14 protein-coding genes are annotated in these 15,297 nt (G+C 66.3%); 4 read left to right on the forward strand and 10 right to left on the reverse strand.

Annotated features, from left to right (window positions below):
* The first annotated feature begins 12 nt into the window (after positions 1–12).
* A complete protein-coding gene (locus BLT60_RS20435; protein ID WP_342028630.1) occupies positions 13–918 on the forward strand; it encodes a phosphotransferase family protein in 906 nt (301 codons plus the stop codon).
* Here the strand turns inward: BLT60_RS20435 and BLT60_RS20440 are convergent.
* From BLT60_RS20440 to BLT60_RS20450, 3 genes are read right to left on the reverse strand one after another with little or no spacing between them, the layout of a single operon-like run.
* The gene (locus BLT60_RS20440) at positions 902–1,888 is read right to left on the reverse strand and encodes an Hsp33 family molecular chaperone (protein WP_090879498.1); all 987 of its coding nucleotides are present in this window, start codon (positions 1,886–1,888) and stop codon (positions 902–904) included. The two genes, BLT60_RS20435 and BLT60_RS20440, sit on opposite strands and share 17 nt — an antisense overlap.
* Positions 1,885–2,805, reverse strand: coding sequence for an ornithine carbamoyltransferase (gene argF, locus BLT60_RS20445; protein WP_090879501.1), 921 nt, complete (start codon positions 2,803–2,805; stop codon positions 1,885–1,887). The genes BLT60_RS20440 and argF overlap by 4 nt, the downstream gene beginning before the upstream one ends.
* 4 nt (positions 2,806–2,809) lie before the next feature.
* Positions 2,810–4,003 (reverse strand): aspartate aminotransferase family protein, encoded by a 1,194-nt coding sequence (locus BLT60_RS20450; protein WP_090879504.1) that lies wholly within the window; start codon positions 4,001–4,003, stop codon positions 2,810–2,812.
* A 357-nt stretch (positions 4,004–4,360) separates the two neighbouring features.
* On the opposite strand from BLT60_RS20450, the gene BLT60_RS20455 reads away from it, so the two are divergent.
* Complete coding sequence (locus BLT60_RS20455; RefSeq protein ID WP_090879507.1) at positions 4,361–4,870, forward strand: GcrA family cell cycle regulator; 510 nt, start codon at positions 4,361–4,363, stop codon at positions 4,868–4,870.
* Between the two features lie 36 nt (positions 4,871–4,906).
* On the opposite strand, the gene phoB is transcribed toward BLT60_RS20455, so the two are convergent.
* The 7 genes from phoB to BLT60_RS20490 form a co-directional block, all read right to left on the reverse strand.
* Positions 4,907–5,602 carry a phosphate regulon transcriptional regulator PhoB gene (gene phoB / locus BLT60_RS20460; RefSeq protein WP_090879510.1) on the reverse strand — a complete coding sequence of 232 codons (696 nt, stop codon included), beginning with the start codon at positions 5,600–5,602 and terminating at the stop codon, positions 4,907–4,909.
* Positions 5,603–5,669: 67 nt separating this feature from the next.
* Positions 5,670–6,398 (reverse strand): phosphate signaling complex protein PhoU, encoded by a 729-nt coding sequence (gene phoU / locus BLT60_RS20465; RefSeq protein WP_090879513.1) that lies wholly within the window; start codon positions 6,396–6,398, stop codon positions 5,670–5,672.
* 13 nt (positions 6,399–6,411) lie between these two features.
* Entirely contained in the window at positions 6,412–7,212 is an 801-nt protein-coding gene (gene pstB, locus BLT60_RS20470; RefSeq protein ID WP_425285041.1) for a phosphate ABC transporter ATP-binding protein PstB, read from the reverse strand.
* 49 nt (positions 7,213–7,261) lie between these two features.
* Positions 7,262–8,545, reverse strand: a complete 1,284-nt coding sequence (gene pstA / locus BLT60_RS20475) for a phosphate ABC transporter permease PstA (protein WP_090879519.1) — start codon at positions 8,543–8,545, stop codon at positions 7,262–7,264.
* 15 nt (positions 8,546–8,560) lie between these two features.
* Positions 8,561–9,943, reverse strand: coding sequence for a phosphate ABC transporter permease subunit PstC (pstC, locus tag BLT60_RS20480; protein ID WP_244521368.1), 1,383 nt, complete (start codon positions 9,941–9,943; stop codon positions 8,561–8,563).
* A 102-nt stretch (positions 9,944–10,045) separates the two neighbouring features.
* Positions 10,046–11,083 carry a substrate-binding domain-containing protein gene (locus BLT60_RS20485; protein WP_244521369.1) on the reverse strand — a complete coding sequence of 346 codons (1,038 nt, stop codon included), beginning with the start codon at positions 11,081–11,083 and terminating at the stop codon, positions 10,046–10,048.
* A gap of 115 nt (positions 11,084–11,198) precedes the next feature.
* Complete coding sequence (locus tag BLT60_RS20490) at positions 11,199–12,542, reverse strand: ATP-binding protein (RefSeq protein WP_090879870.1); 1,344 nt, start codon at positions 12,540–12,542, stop codon at positions 11,199–11,201.
* 152 nt (positions 12,543–12,694) lie between these two features.
* Here BLT60_RS20490 and ppk2 point away from each other — a divergent pair, with 152 nt between their 5' ends.
* Together ppk2 and BLT60_RS20500 are read left to right on the forward strand one after the other, a co-directional pair.
* Positions 12,695–13,636: a polyphosphate kinase 2 gene (ppk2, locus tag BLT60_RS20495; RefSeq protein ID WP_090879521.1), complete on the forward strand. Its 942-nt coding sequence runs from the start codon at positions 12,695–12,697 to the stop codon at positions 13,634–13,636.
* A 43-nt stretch (positions 13,637–13,679) separates the two neighbouring features.
* A complete protein-coding gene (locus tag BLT60_RS20500) occupies positions 13,680–15,278 on the forward strand; it encodes a hypothetical protein (protein ID WP_090879524.1) in 1,599 nt (532 codons plus the stop codon).
* The last annotated feature ends 19 nt before the right edge of the window (positions 15,279–15,297 follow it).

The raw sequence follows: 15,297 nt of genomic DNA on the forward strand, positions 1-15,297 counted from the left end.
GGCAAGGCCGCGATCCTCGCGCGCTACGGCCTCGGCGAAGGCGATCTCCTCGGCGTCGGCTCCGAATCCTGGGTCTATGCCCTCGACGCCTCCCGCGTGCTGCGCATCCGCCGCGCGCCCGAAGCGCCCGGGACGGTTGAACGGCTGAAGCGTTTCCTCGACGATATCACCGGCCGCCTTCCCTTCCCGACGCCGCGCATCGAGGCGATCGAAGCGGAGGGCGTTACCATCGAGACGCGTCTCCATGGCAGGCCGCTTTCGGAAATCCTGCCCGACCTCGGCGCGGACGATCGGCGAACCGCGCTCCAGCGCTATTGCGACGTCGCCGTCGCCGTCGGCGCGGTGACGCTGCCCGACGAACCGTATGGCCTGCTCCTCGCCAGCGACCGGGTCACCGCCGACACCTGGCCGGGCTTCTTCGCCGCCAGCCTCGATCGCCATGTCGCCCGCACCCGGCCCTACCTCGCCGCGGCCTTTGGCGATGTCGACGCGCTTGTCGGCAAGGCGCTGGACCGGATGACCGCCCTTCCCGCCACGCCGCGCAAGGCGCTCGCCCATGGCGACGTCTTTCCCGGCAACGTGTTGATGGACGACGACCTCACCGTCACCGGACTGGTCGATTTCGGCACATGGACGCTGGTCGCGGACGCGGGCTACGACGTCACTGCCGCCGTGATGTTCGCCGAGGTCGACGCCGCCTGCACGCCCGACGACGGCGCCCCGTTGCGCGCGATCCTGCTCGACCATGCCGGCGCGGCCGCCATCCCGGCCATGACCTTCTACCGCGCCTATTTCGCCTTCACGCTGTTCGACCCCCACGACAACGGCCTCTACCCGAAACTCCAGCCCTGGAGTCTCGCGGCCCTGAAGGCGCTCGCCGATGGATCCATCGACGACTGGGCTATGAGCCGCCGCTGAACTGATCGGGATCGAAGGCGTATTTGCGGCCGCAGAATTCGCAGGTCACGGCGATGCCGCCGTCCTCGATGCTCTCGGCGATCTCCTCGGCGGAGAAGCTTTCAAGCAGGCCCTCGACCTTCTCGCGTGAGCACGAACACCGATCGACGACCTGGATCGGCGAAAAAACGCGCACGCCGCGCTCGTGGAAGAGGCGAAAGAGCAACCGTTCGGCGGGCACGGCCGGATCGGTCAGTTCGTGATCCTCGATCGTGCCGACCAGCGACTGGGCCTCGACCCAGGCGTCGTCTTCCGCGCCCGCCTCGACCTCCATCCCCTCGGGCGCATCGCCGCCGGGCAGGTCGGCCCGGATGCGCTCCGGCGCCTTCGGCAGGAACTGGACGATCAGGCCGCCGGCCCGCCACGTCCTGACCAGTTCGCCGGTCTCACGGCTCTGGAACTCGGCGACCGCCAGGCGGATGCGGGTCGGGATCTGCTCCGACTGGCGGAAATAGGTGTGGCCGGCGTCCTCCAGCGTCCCGCCGTCGAGCGGCACGATGCCCTGGTAGCGGCTCATCTCCGGGCCCTGGTCGATGGTCATCGCCAGGACGCCCTTGCCGAGCAATGCGCCGGGCTCGGTCCGCCCCTCCGCCTCGGCGGCGGCGACCTTCTCGGCGTCGAAGCGGGCATAGCCGCGCATGCCGCCGTCGGTGCGGTAGTCGACGACCAGCATGTCGACCGGCCCATCGGTGTCGGTCTGGAGGATGAACTTGCCGTCGAATTTCAGCGACGACCCGAGAAGCACGGCAAGAACCAGCGCTTCGCCGAGCAGCTTCGAGACGGAGTCCGGATAGGCGTGGCCGGCGAGGATCGTGTTGAGCACCGGCCCCATCTGGATGGCTCGGCCGCGCACGTCGAGCGCCGCGACCTCGAAGGGCAGCGCCGCGTCGTCGCCGGCCGGCGCCACTGTCTGGACACCCGCCTCGCTCATACCTCCGGTTCCATGCCGAAGCACCAGGCGAGGATGCCCTTCTGGGCATGCAGCCGGTTTTCGGCCTCGTCGAAGACCACCGATTGCGGCCCGTCGATCACCTCGGCCGTCACCTCCTCGCCGCGATGCGCCGGCAGGCAATGCATGAAGATCGCCTTGGACCCGGCGCGCGCCATCAGCCGCTGGTTGACCTGGTAGGGCTTGAGGAGAGCCTGCCGCCGCTCGCCTTCCTCGTCGCCCATCGACACCCAGGTGTCGGTGACAAGACAGTCGGCGCCCTCGGCCGCCGCTTCCGGGTCGCCGGTCAACTGGAGATCGGCCTTGTGTTCGCGCGCCCAGGCGACGAGGTCGGCCGGCGCAGCGAGTTCGGGCGGCGAGGCCACCCGCATGGTGAAGTCGAAGGCCGCCGCCGCCTGGATCCAGGACGTCAGCACGTTATTGGCGTCGCCCAGCCAGGTGATGGTCTTGCCGGCGATCGGACCGCGATGCTCCTCGAAGGTCATCACATCGGCCATGATCTGGCAGGGATGCGAATGGCGGGTCAGGCCGTTGATCACCGGCACGGTCGCCGCCTCGGCCAGATCGACCACCGTCTCATGCTCCAGCGTGCGGATCATGATGGCGTCGACATAGCGTGACAGCACCTTGGCTGTATCGGCGATGGTCTCGCCGCGGCCGCGCTGCATCTCCTCGCCGGTCAGCATGATTGTCTCGCCGCCGAGTTCACGCATGCCGACGTCGAAGGACACCCGGGTCCGCGTCGAGGGGCGGTCGAAGATCATCGCCAGGACGCGCCCGGCCAACGGCCCGGCGGCGCGCACGCCGGCACGGTCGGCCTTCAGCCGCCGGCTTTCGTCGAGGATCGACCGCAAGATGGCGGGTTCGATCGCCGCGAGGTCGAGAAAATGCCTGGTCATCGCCTCAGCTGCCCGCAGCCTTGGCAGCCTCGATCGCGGTCAATGCCGCGTCGAAGCGCTTGACGCCTTCGTCGATCTCGGCCTCGGTGACATTGAGCGGCGGCAACAGGCGCACGACATTCTCGCCGGCCGCGACGCACATCAGGTCCTGGTCGCGCGTCGCCGCGATCACGTCGCCGGCCGGCACGATGCAACGCACGCCGATCAGCATGCCCTCGCCCCGTATCTCGCCGACGCTGTCGGGGTGGCTGTCGACGACCGAGGCGAGCCGCTGCTTGAGATAGAGGCTCTTGCGCTGCACCTCCTCAAGGAAGCCGTCCGCCATGATGATGTCGAACACGGTGTTGCCAACTGCCATCGCCAGCGGGTTGCCGCCGAAGGTCGAGCCATGGGTGCCGGGCGTCATGCCCTTGGCCGCCTCGTCCGTGGCGAGACAGGCGCCAAAGGGGAAACCGCCGCCGATGCCCTTGGCCGAGCTCATGATATCGGGCGCGACGCCGGACCACTGATAGCCGAACAGCCGTCCCGTGCGGCCGATGCCGGTCTGCACTTCGTCGAAGATCAGGAGCAGGCCATGCTCGTCGCACAGCGCCCGCACGTCACGCAGGAACTGGCCCTCGACGAGGCGAACGCCGCCCTCGCCCTGGATCGGCTCGACCATGATCGCGGCGGTCTCGGGACCGATCGCCGCTTCCAGCGCCTTCTTGTCGCCGAGCGGGACCTGGTCGAAACCGCCGGCGGCGGGACCGAAGCCCTCAAGGTATTTGGGATTGCCGGTGGCGGCGAGGGTCGCCAGCGTGCGGCCATGGAAGGCGCCGCTGAAGGTGATGATGCGGACGCGTTCCGGATGGCCGCTGACGAACTGGTAGCGACGGGCGGTCTTGATCGCGCATTCCACCGCCTCGGCGCCGGAATTGCAGAAAAACACCTTGTCGGCAAAAGTCGCGCCGACGAGCTTCGCGGCAAGCGCCTCCTGCTCCGGGATCTGGAACAGGTTGGAGACATGCCAGAGCTTCTCCGCCTGCGCCTTCAGCGCCTCGACAAGCTGTGGATGAGCATGGCCGAGCGCATTCACCGCGACACCGCCCGAGAAATCGAGCATGCGGCGGCCGTCGGTGGTTATCGCCCATACGCCTTCGCCGCGCTCGAAAGCCAGCGGTGCCCGCGCGAATGTCTCGAAAAGAGGTGAGCGGTTCATGGTCGCCCCCGTGCCAACTCATTGTCCAGAAATCAAAAAAGCGCCGCCCGCGGGCAGCACTCTCGCGAGCAGACCTTATAGCACCGCGCCAAGGTTTTGTGTCAATCACGGCGGCCCGGCCTCCCGGTGGAGATCGCGGGGACGAGTTGGGGAAAACAAACTTAAAACGGTCCGGGAGTCCTGCCGACTCTTGTCAGCGAGTCAGTGCATATTGTAGCCTCACTCCAGTCGAGTACGACATCTGTTTAGCGGCGGATCTCTGTTCCCATTTTAAAGCGTTTGGCGTTGACCCGAGTATCGGGCGGCGCACGTAGAGGGATTCCGAATCCAGTCGCACCAAACGAGGGGTGAACCCGCATGAGCTGGACCGACGAACGCGTCGAGTTGCTGAAGAAACTCTGGGCCGAAGGCTTGAGCGCAAGCCAGATTGCCGCGCAACTCGGCGGCGTCACCCGCAACGCCGTCATCGGCAAGGTACACCGGCTGAACCTGTCCGGTCGCGCCAAGCCTGCGTCGAGCACGCCGCGTCCGCGCAAGGTGCGCAGTGCCACGCCGCACCGGCCGGCGTCACGCTCCACCTTCGTCTCGGGCAACACCGCGCTGAAGGTCCATGCCCAGCCGACGCCGCGCCGCGCCCCGGCGCAGGTGCCGATCGAGGACCTGGTGGTGCCGATCAGCCTCAAGGTGTCGCTGCTCGCCCTCAACGACCAGATGTGCAAATGGCCGGTCGGCGACCCTGGCGCGGAGGACTTCCACTTCTGCGGCCACCGCAGCTTCAACAGCCTGCCCTATTGCGAGTATCACTCGCGGCTCGCCTACCAGCCGGCCAATGACCGGCGGCGCGACCGTCGCGAAAAGGAACTCTGAGGGAAGACAGGGCAGCCCGGCGGTGAAGCGCCGGGCTCAGCCGACCTCGGCGAAGCTCTCGTCGAAGGAATAGCCCGAGCCGCGCACCGTGCGGATCGGATCGCGGCCGTGGCCGAGCGCCTTGCGCAGCCGGCCGACATGGACGTCGACGGTGCGTTCGTCGACATAGACGTCGCGACCCCATACCCCATCGAGCATCTGGGCCCGGGTGTAGACCCGGCCCGGACTCTGCATCAGGAATTCCAGAAGTCGGAACTCGGTCGGCCCGAGTTGCAGCTCACGTCCCCGCCGGCGGACCCGGTGGGTTTCACGGTCGAGTTCCAGTTCCCCGGCGCGCAGCACCGAGGCGATGAGCTCGGGGCGCGAGCGGCGCAGGATCGCCCTGACCCGCGCCATCAGTTCCGGGACCGAGAAGGGTTTGACAACGTAGTCGTCGGCGCCGGTTCCGAGCCCGCGGACGCGCTCCGACTCCTCGCCGCGCGCCGTCAGCATGATGATCGGCAGGGTCCGGGTCGCCTCCTGGGAGCGAAGCCGGCGGCAAAGCTCGATGCCCGAGACGCCGGGCAGCATCCAGTCGAGCAGGAGCAGGTCGGGCACCATCTCGCGCAGCCGGGTTTCCGCCTCGTCGCCGCGCTCGACGGTATCGACCTGATAGCCCTCGGACTCGAGGTTGTACCGGAGCATCAGCGACAGCGGCTCCTCGTCCTCGACGATCATTACCCGCGGCGTCATGGCCGGCACCTCCGGGGCACCGCCGGCACGGTCAAACCCCGTTCATCGGCCGTACCGATCCCGGCCATCAGTCGTCGGCGTCCGAATATTCGACCGTCGTGACGCTGCTCTCGTCCTTCTTCGGCCGCTCGTCGGTCAGCGGGATGCCGGTGACCAAGTAGTGGATCGTCTCGGCGATGTTGGTGGCGTGGTCGCCGATGCGCTCGATGTTCTTGGCGCAGAAGAGCAGGTGCGTGCAGAAGGTGATGTTGCGCGGATCCTCCATCATGTAGGTGAGGAGCTCGCGGAACAGCGAGGTGTACATCGCATCGATTTCATCGTCGCGCTTCCACACCGCGAGCGCCGAGTCGAGGTCGCGGGAGGTGTAGGCGTCGAGGATGTGCTTGAGCTGCGCCAGGCTCATCTCGGAGATGTGCTCGACGCCGCCGACCAGCCGCTGGGCGGCGAAATTGCCTTCGATGGCGAAGACGCGCTTGGCGGTGTTCTTGGCGAGATCGCCGACCCGCTCGAGGTCGTTGGCGATGTGGATCGCGGCGACGATTTCACGAAGATCCTGCGCCATCGGCTGGCGCCGCGCGATCATGTGCGTGGCGTCGTCCTCGATCTCGCGCTGCAGCTGGTCCATCCGCTTGTCGCTGGAAATCACGCGCTGGGCGAGAGCCTCGTCGCGGCGGGACAGGGCCGCGACGGACTCGCCGACCTGCTGTTCGGCAATGCCGCCCATTTCCGCGATCTTCTGGGCGAGACCGTTCAGTTCGTCATCGAAGGACGTGACGATGTGCTCGTTGGTGGCCATGTCGATCCGTTCCTCAGCCGAAGCGGCCGGTGATGTAATCCTGGGTCCGCTTGTCGCTCGGATTGGTGAAGATCTGCTCGGTCGCGCCGAGCTCGACAAGAATCCCCAGATGGAAGAACGCGGTCCGCTGCGAAACGCGGGCCGCCTGCTGCATGGAATGCGTGACGATGATGATGGTGAAGTTGGCCCGCAATTCGTCGATCAGTTCCTCGATCCGCGCCGTGGCGATCGGGTCGAGCGCCGAGCACGGCTCGTCCATCAGGATCACTTCCGGCGACACGGCAATCGCCCGGGCGATGCAAAGCCGCTGCTGCTGGCCGCCGGACAGGCCGGTGCCCGGCTCGTTCAGGCGGTCCTTGACCTCTTCCCAGAGACCGGCCCGCTTCAGGCTGCTTTCGACGATCTCGTCGAGTTCGGTCTTGCCACGGGCAAGGCCGTGAATGCGCGGCCCATAGGAGACATTTTCATAGATCGACTTCGGGAAGGGATTGGGCTTCTGGAACACCATGCCGACCCGGGCCCGCAGTTCGACCACGTCGAGAGACGGCGCGTAGATGTCGTCGCCGTCGAGGGAGATGCCACCCTTGACGACGCAGCCTTCGATCGTGTCGTTCATCCGGTTGATGCACCGCAGGAACGTTGACTTGCCACAGCCCGACGGGCCGATGAAGGCGGTGACCGACTTCTCGACGATGTCGATGGAGACGTCGAACAGCGCCTGCTTCTCGCCGTAGAAGACGTTGACGTCCTTGGCGACGACCTTCGGCTTGGCGGCCTGGTCGAAGTCGAGCGACTTCGAGAGGTTTGCTGTCATCTCTGCGCTCATTGATGCGTCATTCACTGGCATCTCCCAAATTTCGCGATCACCACGAGCGTTCCAGACGCTGCCGCAGGAAGATCGCGATGCTGTTCATAATGATCAGGAAGCCGAGCAACACAAGGATGCCGGCGGATGTCAGGGCAACGAACCCGCGCTCGGGGCTGTCGGCCCAGATGAAGACCTGGGTCGGCAGGGCCGTCGCGGCGTCGAGGATGCCGCCGGGCGGGCTGGTGATGAAGGCGTTCATGCCGATCAGCAGCAGCGGCGCGGTTTCGCCAAGCGCCTGGGCCAGGCCGATGATCGTGCCGGTCAGGATGCCGGGGAGCGCCAGCGGCAGGACGTGATGCATGACCATCTGGTGCTTCGACGCGCCGATGCCGAGGCCGGCCTCGCGGATCGATGGCGGAATGGCCTTCAGCGACGCCCGGGTGACGATGATGATCGTCGGCAGCGTCATCAGCGCCAGGACGAGGCCGCCGACCAGCGGCGCCGATCGCGGCAGGCCGATGAAGTTCAGGAAGACCGCGAGGCCGAGCAGTCCGAAGACGATCGAGGGCACCGCGGCAAGGTTGTTGATGTTGACCTCGATCAGGTCGGTCCAGCGATTGCGCGGCGCGAATTCCTCAAGGTAGATCGCCGCGGCGATGCCGATCGGGAAAGCGACGAGGAAGCAGACCAGCAGGGCGTAGAACGACCCGACGATGGCCCCGGCAAGACCGGCAAGTTCCGGAAAGCGGCTGTCCGAGTTGAAGAACAGGCCCCAGTTGAAGGGAGTCGAGACGCGCCCCTCGGCTTCGAGCTGGTCGAACCACTGGATCTGCTGGTCGGTCACCCGGCGCTCGTCCTCGGGCGTATTGCGGTCGACAAGGCCCTTGTTGAGTTGGTCGAAGGGATCGGAGGCAGGGACCGAGAGCGACAGTTTCCCGCCGATCACCGAGGGATCGGCAACCACCGCGTCGCGAACCATGAACTGGGTATTGTTGGTCAGCAACTGGCCGAGGGCGCGTTCGTCCGGTCCGGTGACGTTCGGGAACAGTTCCTCGATACCGGCCTTGACCACGGCACGGTAGTTGCCGCGCGCCGGATCCTCCGGGTTGACGTATTCGGTCGAGATCGGGAAATCGACCGTGATCCGCGTCGTCACGAAAGCGGAGTAGCCGGTCGCGATCAGCGAGATGATCAGGATGCCTAGCAGCCCGATCGCCAGCGAGATCGCTGCGATGCCATAGGCCTGCAGCCGACGATTGGCGGCGTAGCGGCTCTTGCGGCGCGCGCGTGCTGCCGGCGTCGACCAGTCGATCGGCGGGCGGGTGGCTATGTCGACCATCTGACGAAACGTCCCCTAGTCATACTGTTCGCGATACTTCCGGACGATCCGGAGGGCGATCACGTTCAGGCAGAGTGTCACGAGGAACAGCACCAGGCCGAGGGCGAAGGCCGCCAGCGTCTTGGGGCTGTCGAATTCGGTGTCACCGATCAGCAGCGTGACGATCTGCACCGTGACCGTCGTCACCGAGTCGAGCGGGTTGAGCGTCAGGCTGGCGATCAGGCCGGCGGCCATGACGACGATCATCGTCTCGCCGATCGCCCGGCTGACGCCAAGCAGGACGCCGCCGACAATGCCCGGCAGCGCGGCCGGCAGCAGGACCTTGATCATCGTCTCGCTCGGCGTGGCGCCGAGCGCCAGCGACCCGTCGCGCATCGAGCGCGGAACGGCGTTGAGCGCGTCGTCGGAGAGCGACGAGATGAAGGGAATGATCATGATGCCCATGACGCCACCGGCGGCGATGGCGCTGTTCGGCGAGACGGCAATGCCAATCAATCCACCGAATTCGCGGATGGCCGGCGCAACGGTGAGCACGGCGAAGAAGCCGTAGACGACCGTCGGCACGCCGGCGAGGATTTCCATGATCGGCTTGATGATCTTGCGAGCGCGGTCGCTCGAATATTCGACGAGATAGATCGCGGTGAAGATGCCGATCGGCGTGGCGACCAGCATGGCGAGGAAAGCGATGAGGATCGTGCCGGTGAAGACCGGGATCGCGCCGAAAGCGCCGAGGCCGGCGACCTGGTCGTCGCGAAGGGCGATCTGCGGCTCCCAGCGGAGGCCGAACAGGAACTCCGTCACCGGCACCATCGTGAAGAATCGCCAGGCCTCGAAGACCAGCGAGGAAACGATACCGATGGTCGTCGCGATGGCGACCACCGAGCAGAAGATCATCAGCCCCGAAAGCACATGCTCGAAGGCGTTGCGGGCGCGGAAGCGCGGCGCCAGCCGTGACCGGGCAAACGACAGGGCGACCACCATGACGGCCAGGGCGACAACGATCATCGCCCAGCGGGCGATCTGGCCCCAGAGTTCGTAGCGCTCGGCAGCGGCGACGATGTCCGGCGTCGGTTCCTTGAAGACCTGCCCGGCGGCGACGTTCTTGATTTCCGAGACGAGGAGATTGATCTGCGAGGCGGTCGCGCCATCGGTCATCGAGGTCGGCAGCGAGGCAATCAGGAACTGATCGATGATCGGCCCCTGGAGGAACAGCCAGAACAGGCCCAGGATGAAGGCCGGGATGCCAACCCAGGCGGCGACGAAGGCGCCGTGATAGCCGGGCAGCGAATGAACCTTCGATCCGTCGCCGCCGGCCCAGATCCGGGCTCCGCGGCCGCGGCCCAACAGGTAGGCGGCGGTTGTCATGAGGGCAATCAGCAGGAATGCGTAACCGGCCACTGTGCAATTCCCCTCGATCGGGACAAACCGTCGACATCAACGAAATCTGAGAGAGAATCCGCCGCGCCCTCGTCGGGCGCGGCGGTGATTGTCAAACCAGGCTTAGCTGCCGAAGCCGAGGTTGTTCTTGCCGTTGACAGCGGCGTCGCGAACGGCTTCGCGCTTCTCCGGCGAGAGCGGGATGAGGCCGCGCTCGCTCAGGTAACCGCCGTCACCCATGGCTTCCTCGGAAACGTACTCGACAATGAACTCGTCAAGGCCCGGGATAACGCCGCGATGCGCGTTCTTGATGTAGAAGAACAGCGGGCGCGAAACCGGATAGGAAGCGTCGGCGATGGTCTCGGTCGTCGGCGCGATGCCGTCGACGGCAGCACCCTTCATCGTGTCGAGGTTCTCGTAGAGGAACGAGTAGCCGAAGATGCCGTAAGCGTTGTGGTCGGCATTCAGGCGCTGGACGATGAGGTTGTCGTTCTCGCCGGCCTCGACGAACGGACCGTCGGTGCGCATGCGGGCGCAGACGTCTTTCATGCGGTCTTCGTCAAGAGCCTCGATCGCCGGGAACTCTTCGCAGCCCTCTTCCATCACCAGTTCGACCCACGCGTCGCGGGTGCCGGAGGTCGGCGGGGGACCGAAGACAGTGATCTCGAAATCGGGAAGCGAGGAGTCGATCTCCGACCACTTCTTGTAGGGGTTGGCAACGACTTCGCCATCAACCTCTACCTCGGCGGCGAGCGCCTGGAAGAGCTGGGCCTTGGTGAAGCCGACATCCGGGCCGTCTTTGGCATGGGCGAAGGACAGGCCGTCAAAGCCGATCTGCACTTCGGTGATCGAGTCGACACCGCCTTCGATGCAGGCCTTGAACTCGGACTCTTTCATCGCGCGGGAAGCGCCGGTGATGTCGGCCTTGTCCTCGCCAACACCCTCGCAGAAGATCTTCATGCCGCCGCCGGTGCCGGTCGACTCGACAACCGGAGCCGGGTTGCCGGTCATGTTGGCAAACTGCTCGGCAATCGCCTGCGTGTACGGGAACACCGTCGAGGAGCCGACGATGCGGATCTGGTCGCGCGCGGAAGCCGCGCCGGACATGGCCGTCGTCGCGAGCGCAACGGCCGCGAGACCGGTAAGAAGCTTGGTTTTCACCTGGTGTCTCCCTGATGGGACAAGTTTCGGGTTCGGGAGCCGGCGTGGCGCCCGGGGTGCGAGACGGGAACCTAGAGACGCTTGGTATTGTTTCTGTGACAGAAGTATTACAGTTTTATGACGATGTAACTGTCTGACTTATATCGCTTATTTCTCTCGGCTCCGGAACGGCTTGAGCAGCCCCCTGTGGAAAAATGACACGGAAGACCGCCCCTTCCCCAGGGCGGCTTTCAACGCTCATCCGGGCCTGGTGGCGCGCGAGGATGTGCTTGACGATGGCCAACCCGAGGCCGGTTCCCCGGTGTTTCCGGCTGGCATCGACGTCGATCCGGTAGAAGCGCTCCGTCAACCGGGGAATGTGCTCGGCCGGGATTCCCGGTCCGAAGTCGCGGACGGTGACGGTCGATCCCTCCTCGCCCCGCGCCGGGTTGACCGCAACCTCGACGCGGCCGCCGGACTGGCCGTATTTGCACGCATTTTCGAGCAGATTCTCGAAAACCTGGATCAGTTCGTCACGATCGCCCGCGACCAGAACCGGCGTTTCGGGCAGGTCGGCCTCGATCGTCACCTTCATCTCGCTCGACAACGGCTCGAGGGCATCGCCAAGGTGGCGGATCACCGAGCAGAGATCGACCTCGCCGGACGGCCGGACGTGCTGCTTCATCTCGATCCGGGACAGCGACAAGAGGTCGTCGACCAGACGGCTCATCCGGTTGGCCTGTTCCTGCATGACGCCGAGGAAGCGCTCACGGGCCTCGGTATCGTTGCGCGCCGGCCCCTGCAAGGTCTCGATGAAGCCGGCCAGCGAGGCCAGCGGCGTGCGCAACTCGTGGCTGGCATTGGCGACGAAATCCACCCGGATCCGCTCGCTGCGGTGGCGCTCGGTCAGATCGTCGAGGATCAGCGCGATGAAATTTCCCTGGCGGTGCCCGGCGTCGAAGGGCGCGAACCAGGCGGCGAACCAGCGCTCGGTCGGCACCCGTTCGGCGAATTCCACCCCTTCCGCCGGGCCGCCCTTGGCGACCCTGTCGAAGGCGGCGAGAAGGTCCGGAACCCGCAAGCGGAAGGCCAGCGGATCGCCCGGCCGGATCGAGAAGGCAGCGATCGCCCGGCTGTTGGCGAAGCGGACGACGCCCCGCCGGTCGAGCACCATGCAGGGATCGGGCAGCGCCTCGGAAAACAGCTTGATCCCGGTCTCGGGCCAGATCTGCTCCGTCGGGCGAGACACCGAGGCCGGGCGCGCCACGGAACCGCTCCGGCCGATCAGGGCAACAAAAAAGACCAGCCCGCCCAGCAGCACCAGTGCAGGCGTCCAGCCGACCATCCCGGTGAAGGCAAGGATCGCCAGCAGCGCAGCGAAGGCGACAATGATCCATCGCGCCTCGAAAAGCCGACGGAAAGCCGGCACTTCCGGGGGGGCGATACGGCTACCCTTGTCCTCCGTGTCGTCGCTGGCCATCGACGCCGGCTCCGCTTCCACTGGCTTCGCCTTGCGAATGCCCGAATCACCCCGATGGTGACCCGGTCGCGTCGCAGGATATATAAGGTCGTCGCGAACGACGCCAACATGAGTCGATGGACGCCGGAGCGGAAACAAGGTCAGGGGAACCGATGGGCGACAAGAAGAAGGACGGCAAGGCGCGCAGGAAGCCGCGGGCCCGGGAGCCGCTGCCGCCGTCGATCGCCCCGACGGAGGATGCCCCACGGATCAAGACCCCGTCCGGCAGCTTCGACCTCGACGACCCGATCCTGCCCGAATGGGTCGATCGCGAGGCGCTGTCCTCCGACGGCTATCCCTACGACAAGCAGATCAAGGACAAGCTCTACGAGGAGGAACTCGAACAGCTCCAGATCGAACTGGTCAAGCTTCAGCGCCATGTCGGCGAGGCCGGACTGCGGATCGTCCTGGTCTTCGAGGGCCGCGACGCCGCCGGCAAGGGCGGATCGATCTTCGCGCTGCGGCAGTATCTCAATCCGCGCTCGGCGCGCGTCGTCGCGTTGCCGAAGCCGAGCGAGGTCGAACAAGGCCAGTGGTATTTCCAGCGCTACGTCGCCCACCTGCCGACGCGTGGCGAAATGGTGATGTTCGACCGCTCCTGGTACAACCGCGCCGGTGTCGAGCCGGTGATGGGCTTCTGTACCCCCGAGCAGCACCGGGCCTTCCTCGAGGCGGTGCCGGCGTTCGAGCACCTTTTGATCGAGCAGGACATCATCTTGCTGAAATTCTGGCTGAATATCGGCCAGGCGACGCAGTTGAAGCGCTTTTTCGAGCGCCGCCACGACCCGTTGAAGATCTGGAAACTATCGCCGATTGACTATAAGGCCATGCACAAGTGGGACGATTACACCCGCGCCCGGGACGAAATGTTCACGGCCACCCATCGGCCGGCGACACCCTGGTCGGTCGTGCGGGCCAACGACAAGCGTCGGGCGCGGCTCAACATCATCCGGCATGTGCTCTCGATCATTGACTATCCGGGCAAGGACGCCGATGTCGTACGAAAGCCGGATCCGCTGATCCTCAACGATCCGTCGATCCTGGCCAAGGCCTAGGTCGCGCCGGCCTGCCTGCATATGAAGGACAGTTCTTACAGGTATGAGTGACTTCTATTCGGTCCTGACCCAGTCGATCATCGATCGCGGCCTCCGCTCGGCGCGCGATCGCGAGGCGACCTATTCCCAGGCCCGGACCGCGATGATCCGCCGGCTGTGGTCTTACGACCCGCCGCTGGCGGAAGACGAGATCGATGCCCGCATCGGCCAGTTCGACCTCGCCGTCGACCAGATCGAAAGCAACGTCGTCGAGGTCTTCGAGGGCATGCCCGAGACCGTCGACGAGGCGGAGCCCGAGCCAGCGCCGTCCCCGCCAATCATCGACGGCTACGACCAGGAAGCGGACTATGCGCCGGCCTTTGGCGGCAGCGGCGCCCACCCGCCTTCCGACGATGACGATGCCGGGAAAGCCGATCCGGGCGAAGTCGCCCCGCCCACAGCCAACGAAGAGCCGGCCCGTCCGGCCGCTCGCCCGGCGCCGGGCCGGACGTCGCTGACCGAACTCCTCAGCACCCTCGATATCCGCAGCCTCGCCGTCGAGGCCGCCCTGAATTCCGATCCGGATGAGCCGCCGGAGACCGGGGACGATGGTCCGGAAGTGGCGCCTCGCGCCGAACTGCGGACGAAACCCGACGACGACGAGCCGGAGACCGATGGCTACGACGACGAGACAGTCGACGACGATCGGCCGGACGACGACGCTGCCTACGCGGACGCCCCCAATGAAGACGACGCCGAAGAGGCGATCGAGGCGGCGCCTTCACGGTCCTACCTGCCAGTGCCAGTGAGCCAGGCACGGGAGATGGCTGGCTACCACCACTACGAGGAAGAAGCGGTTCTGGTCGCGCCGCCGCCGCGCGCCGAGGTTCGCCCTGAGTCACGCGAGCGTGCGCCGGCACCGCGGCGCCAGCCCGCGTCGGATACCCGGCGCGCGCCGCCCAAGAAGCCGGCGCGACGTCCCGCGACCGGCAAGACCGCCCCGCCGAAGCAGGCCGGATCGCGGGGATCGTCCGTGGAGCCCCGGGTCGGCATCCTGGTTGCCGCCGTCGGCGTTCTGGCCGTCGCGTTGATCGCGCTCACCGCCTATATTCTCATGCCGGCGACAGAGGGGCCTGACGTTGCCGGCCAGCCGCCTGCCGTCGTGACGCCCGCCCCGGCAACGCCCGCCGCTCCGGCCCAGACCGCCGGTCTGCCACCGCCCGCCGAGGGCACCATCCACCGCTTCATGCTTTTCGATGGCAGCGACCCGACGATTTTCGAGACGGATCCGAGCAACCCGGTGCGCTTCGACGGCAGTTCGGCTCGCATCGCCAGTTCGGCCGGGTCGGCCGGCGCCAAGGCGATCATCGGGCCCGGGCTCGCCGCCCGGCTTGGCGGTCACACCGTCCGCGTCATCGTCATGGCGCGGTCGGCCCGTGAGAACGGCACCGCGAACCTGCGTTTCGCCTTCCAGAGCGGCCTGGCCGTCAGCTACTGGAAGACGGCCAACCTGACCAGGGAATTCGCTCCGATCGACCTGACCTGGCGGGTGCCGACGATGCGGACGGACCCGACCGGCAATGCCATCATCATCGAGCCTGGAATTCCGGGCGATGCCACGGGCGCCGAGATCGGCGCAATCGTCATCGACGTTCTCGACTGAGCACCGGGGCGGTCGAAAC

The organism is Bauldia litoralis (assembly GCF_900104485.1).
Taxonomy (GTDB): Bacteria; Pseudomonadota; Alphaproteobacteria; order Rhizobiales; family Kaistiaceae; genus Bauldia; species Bauldia litoralis.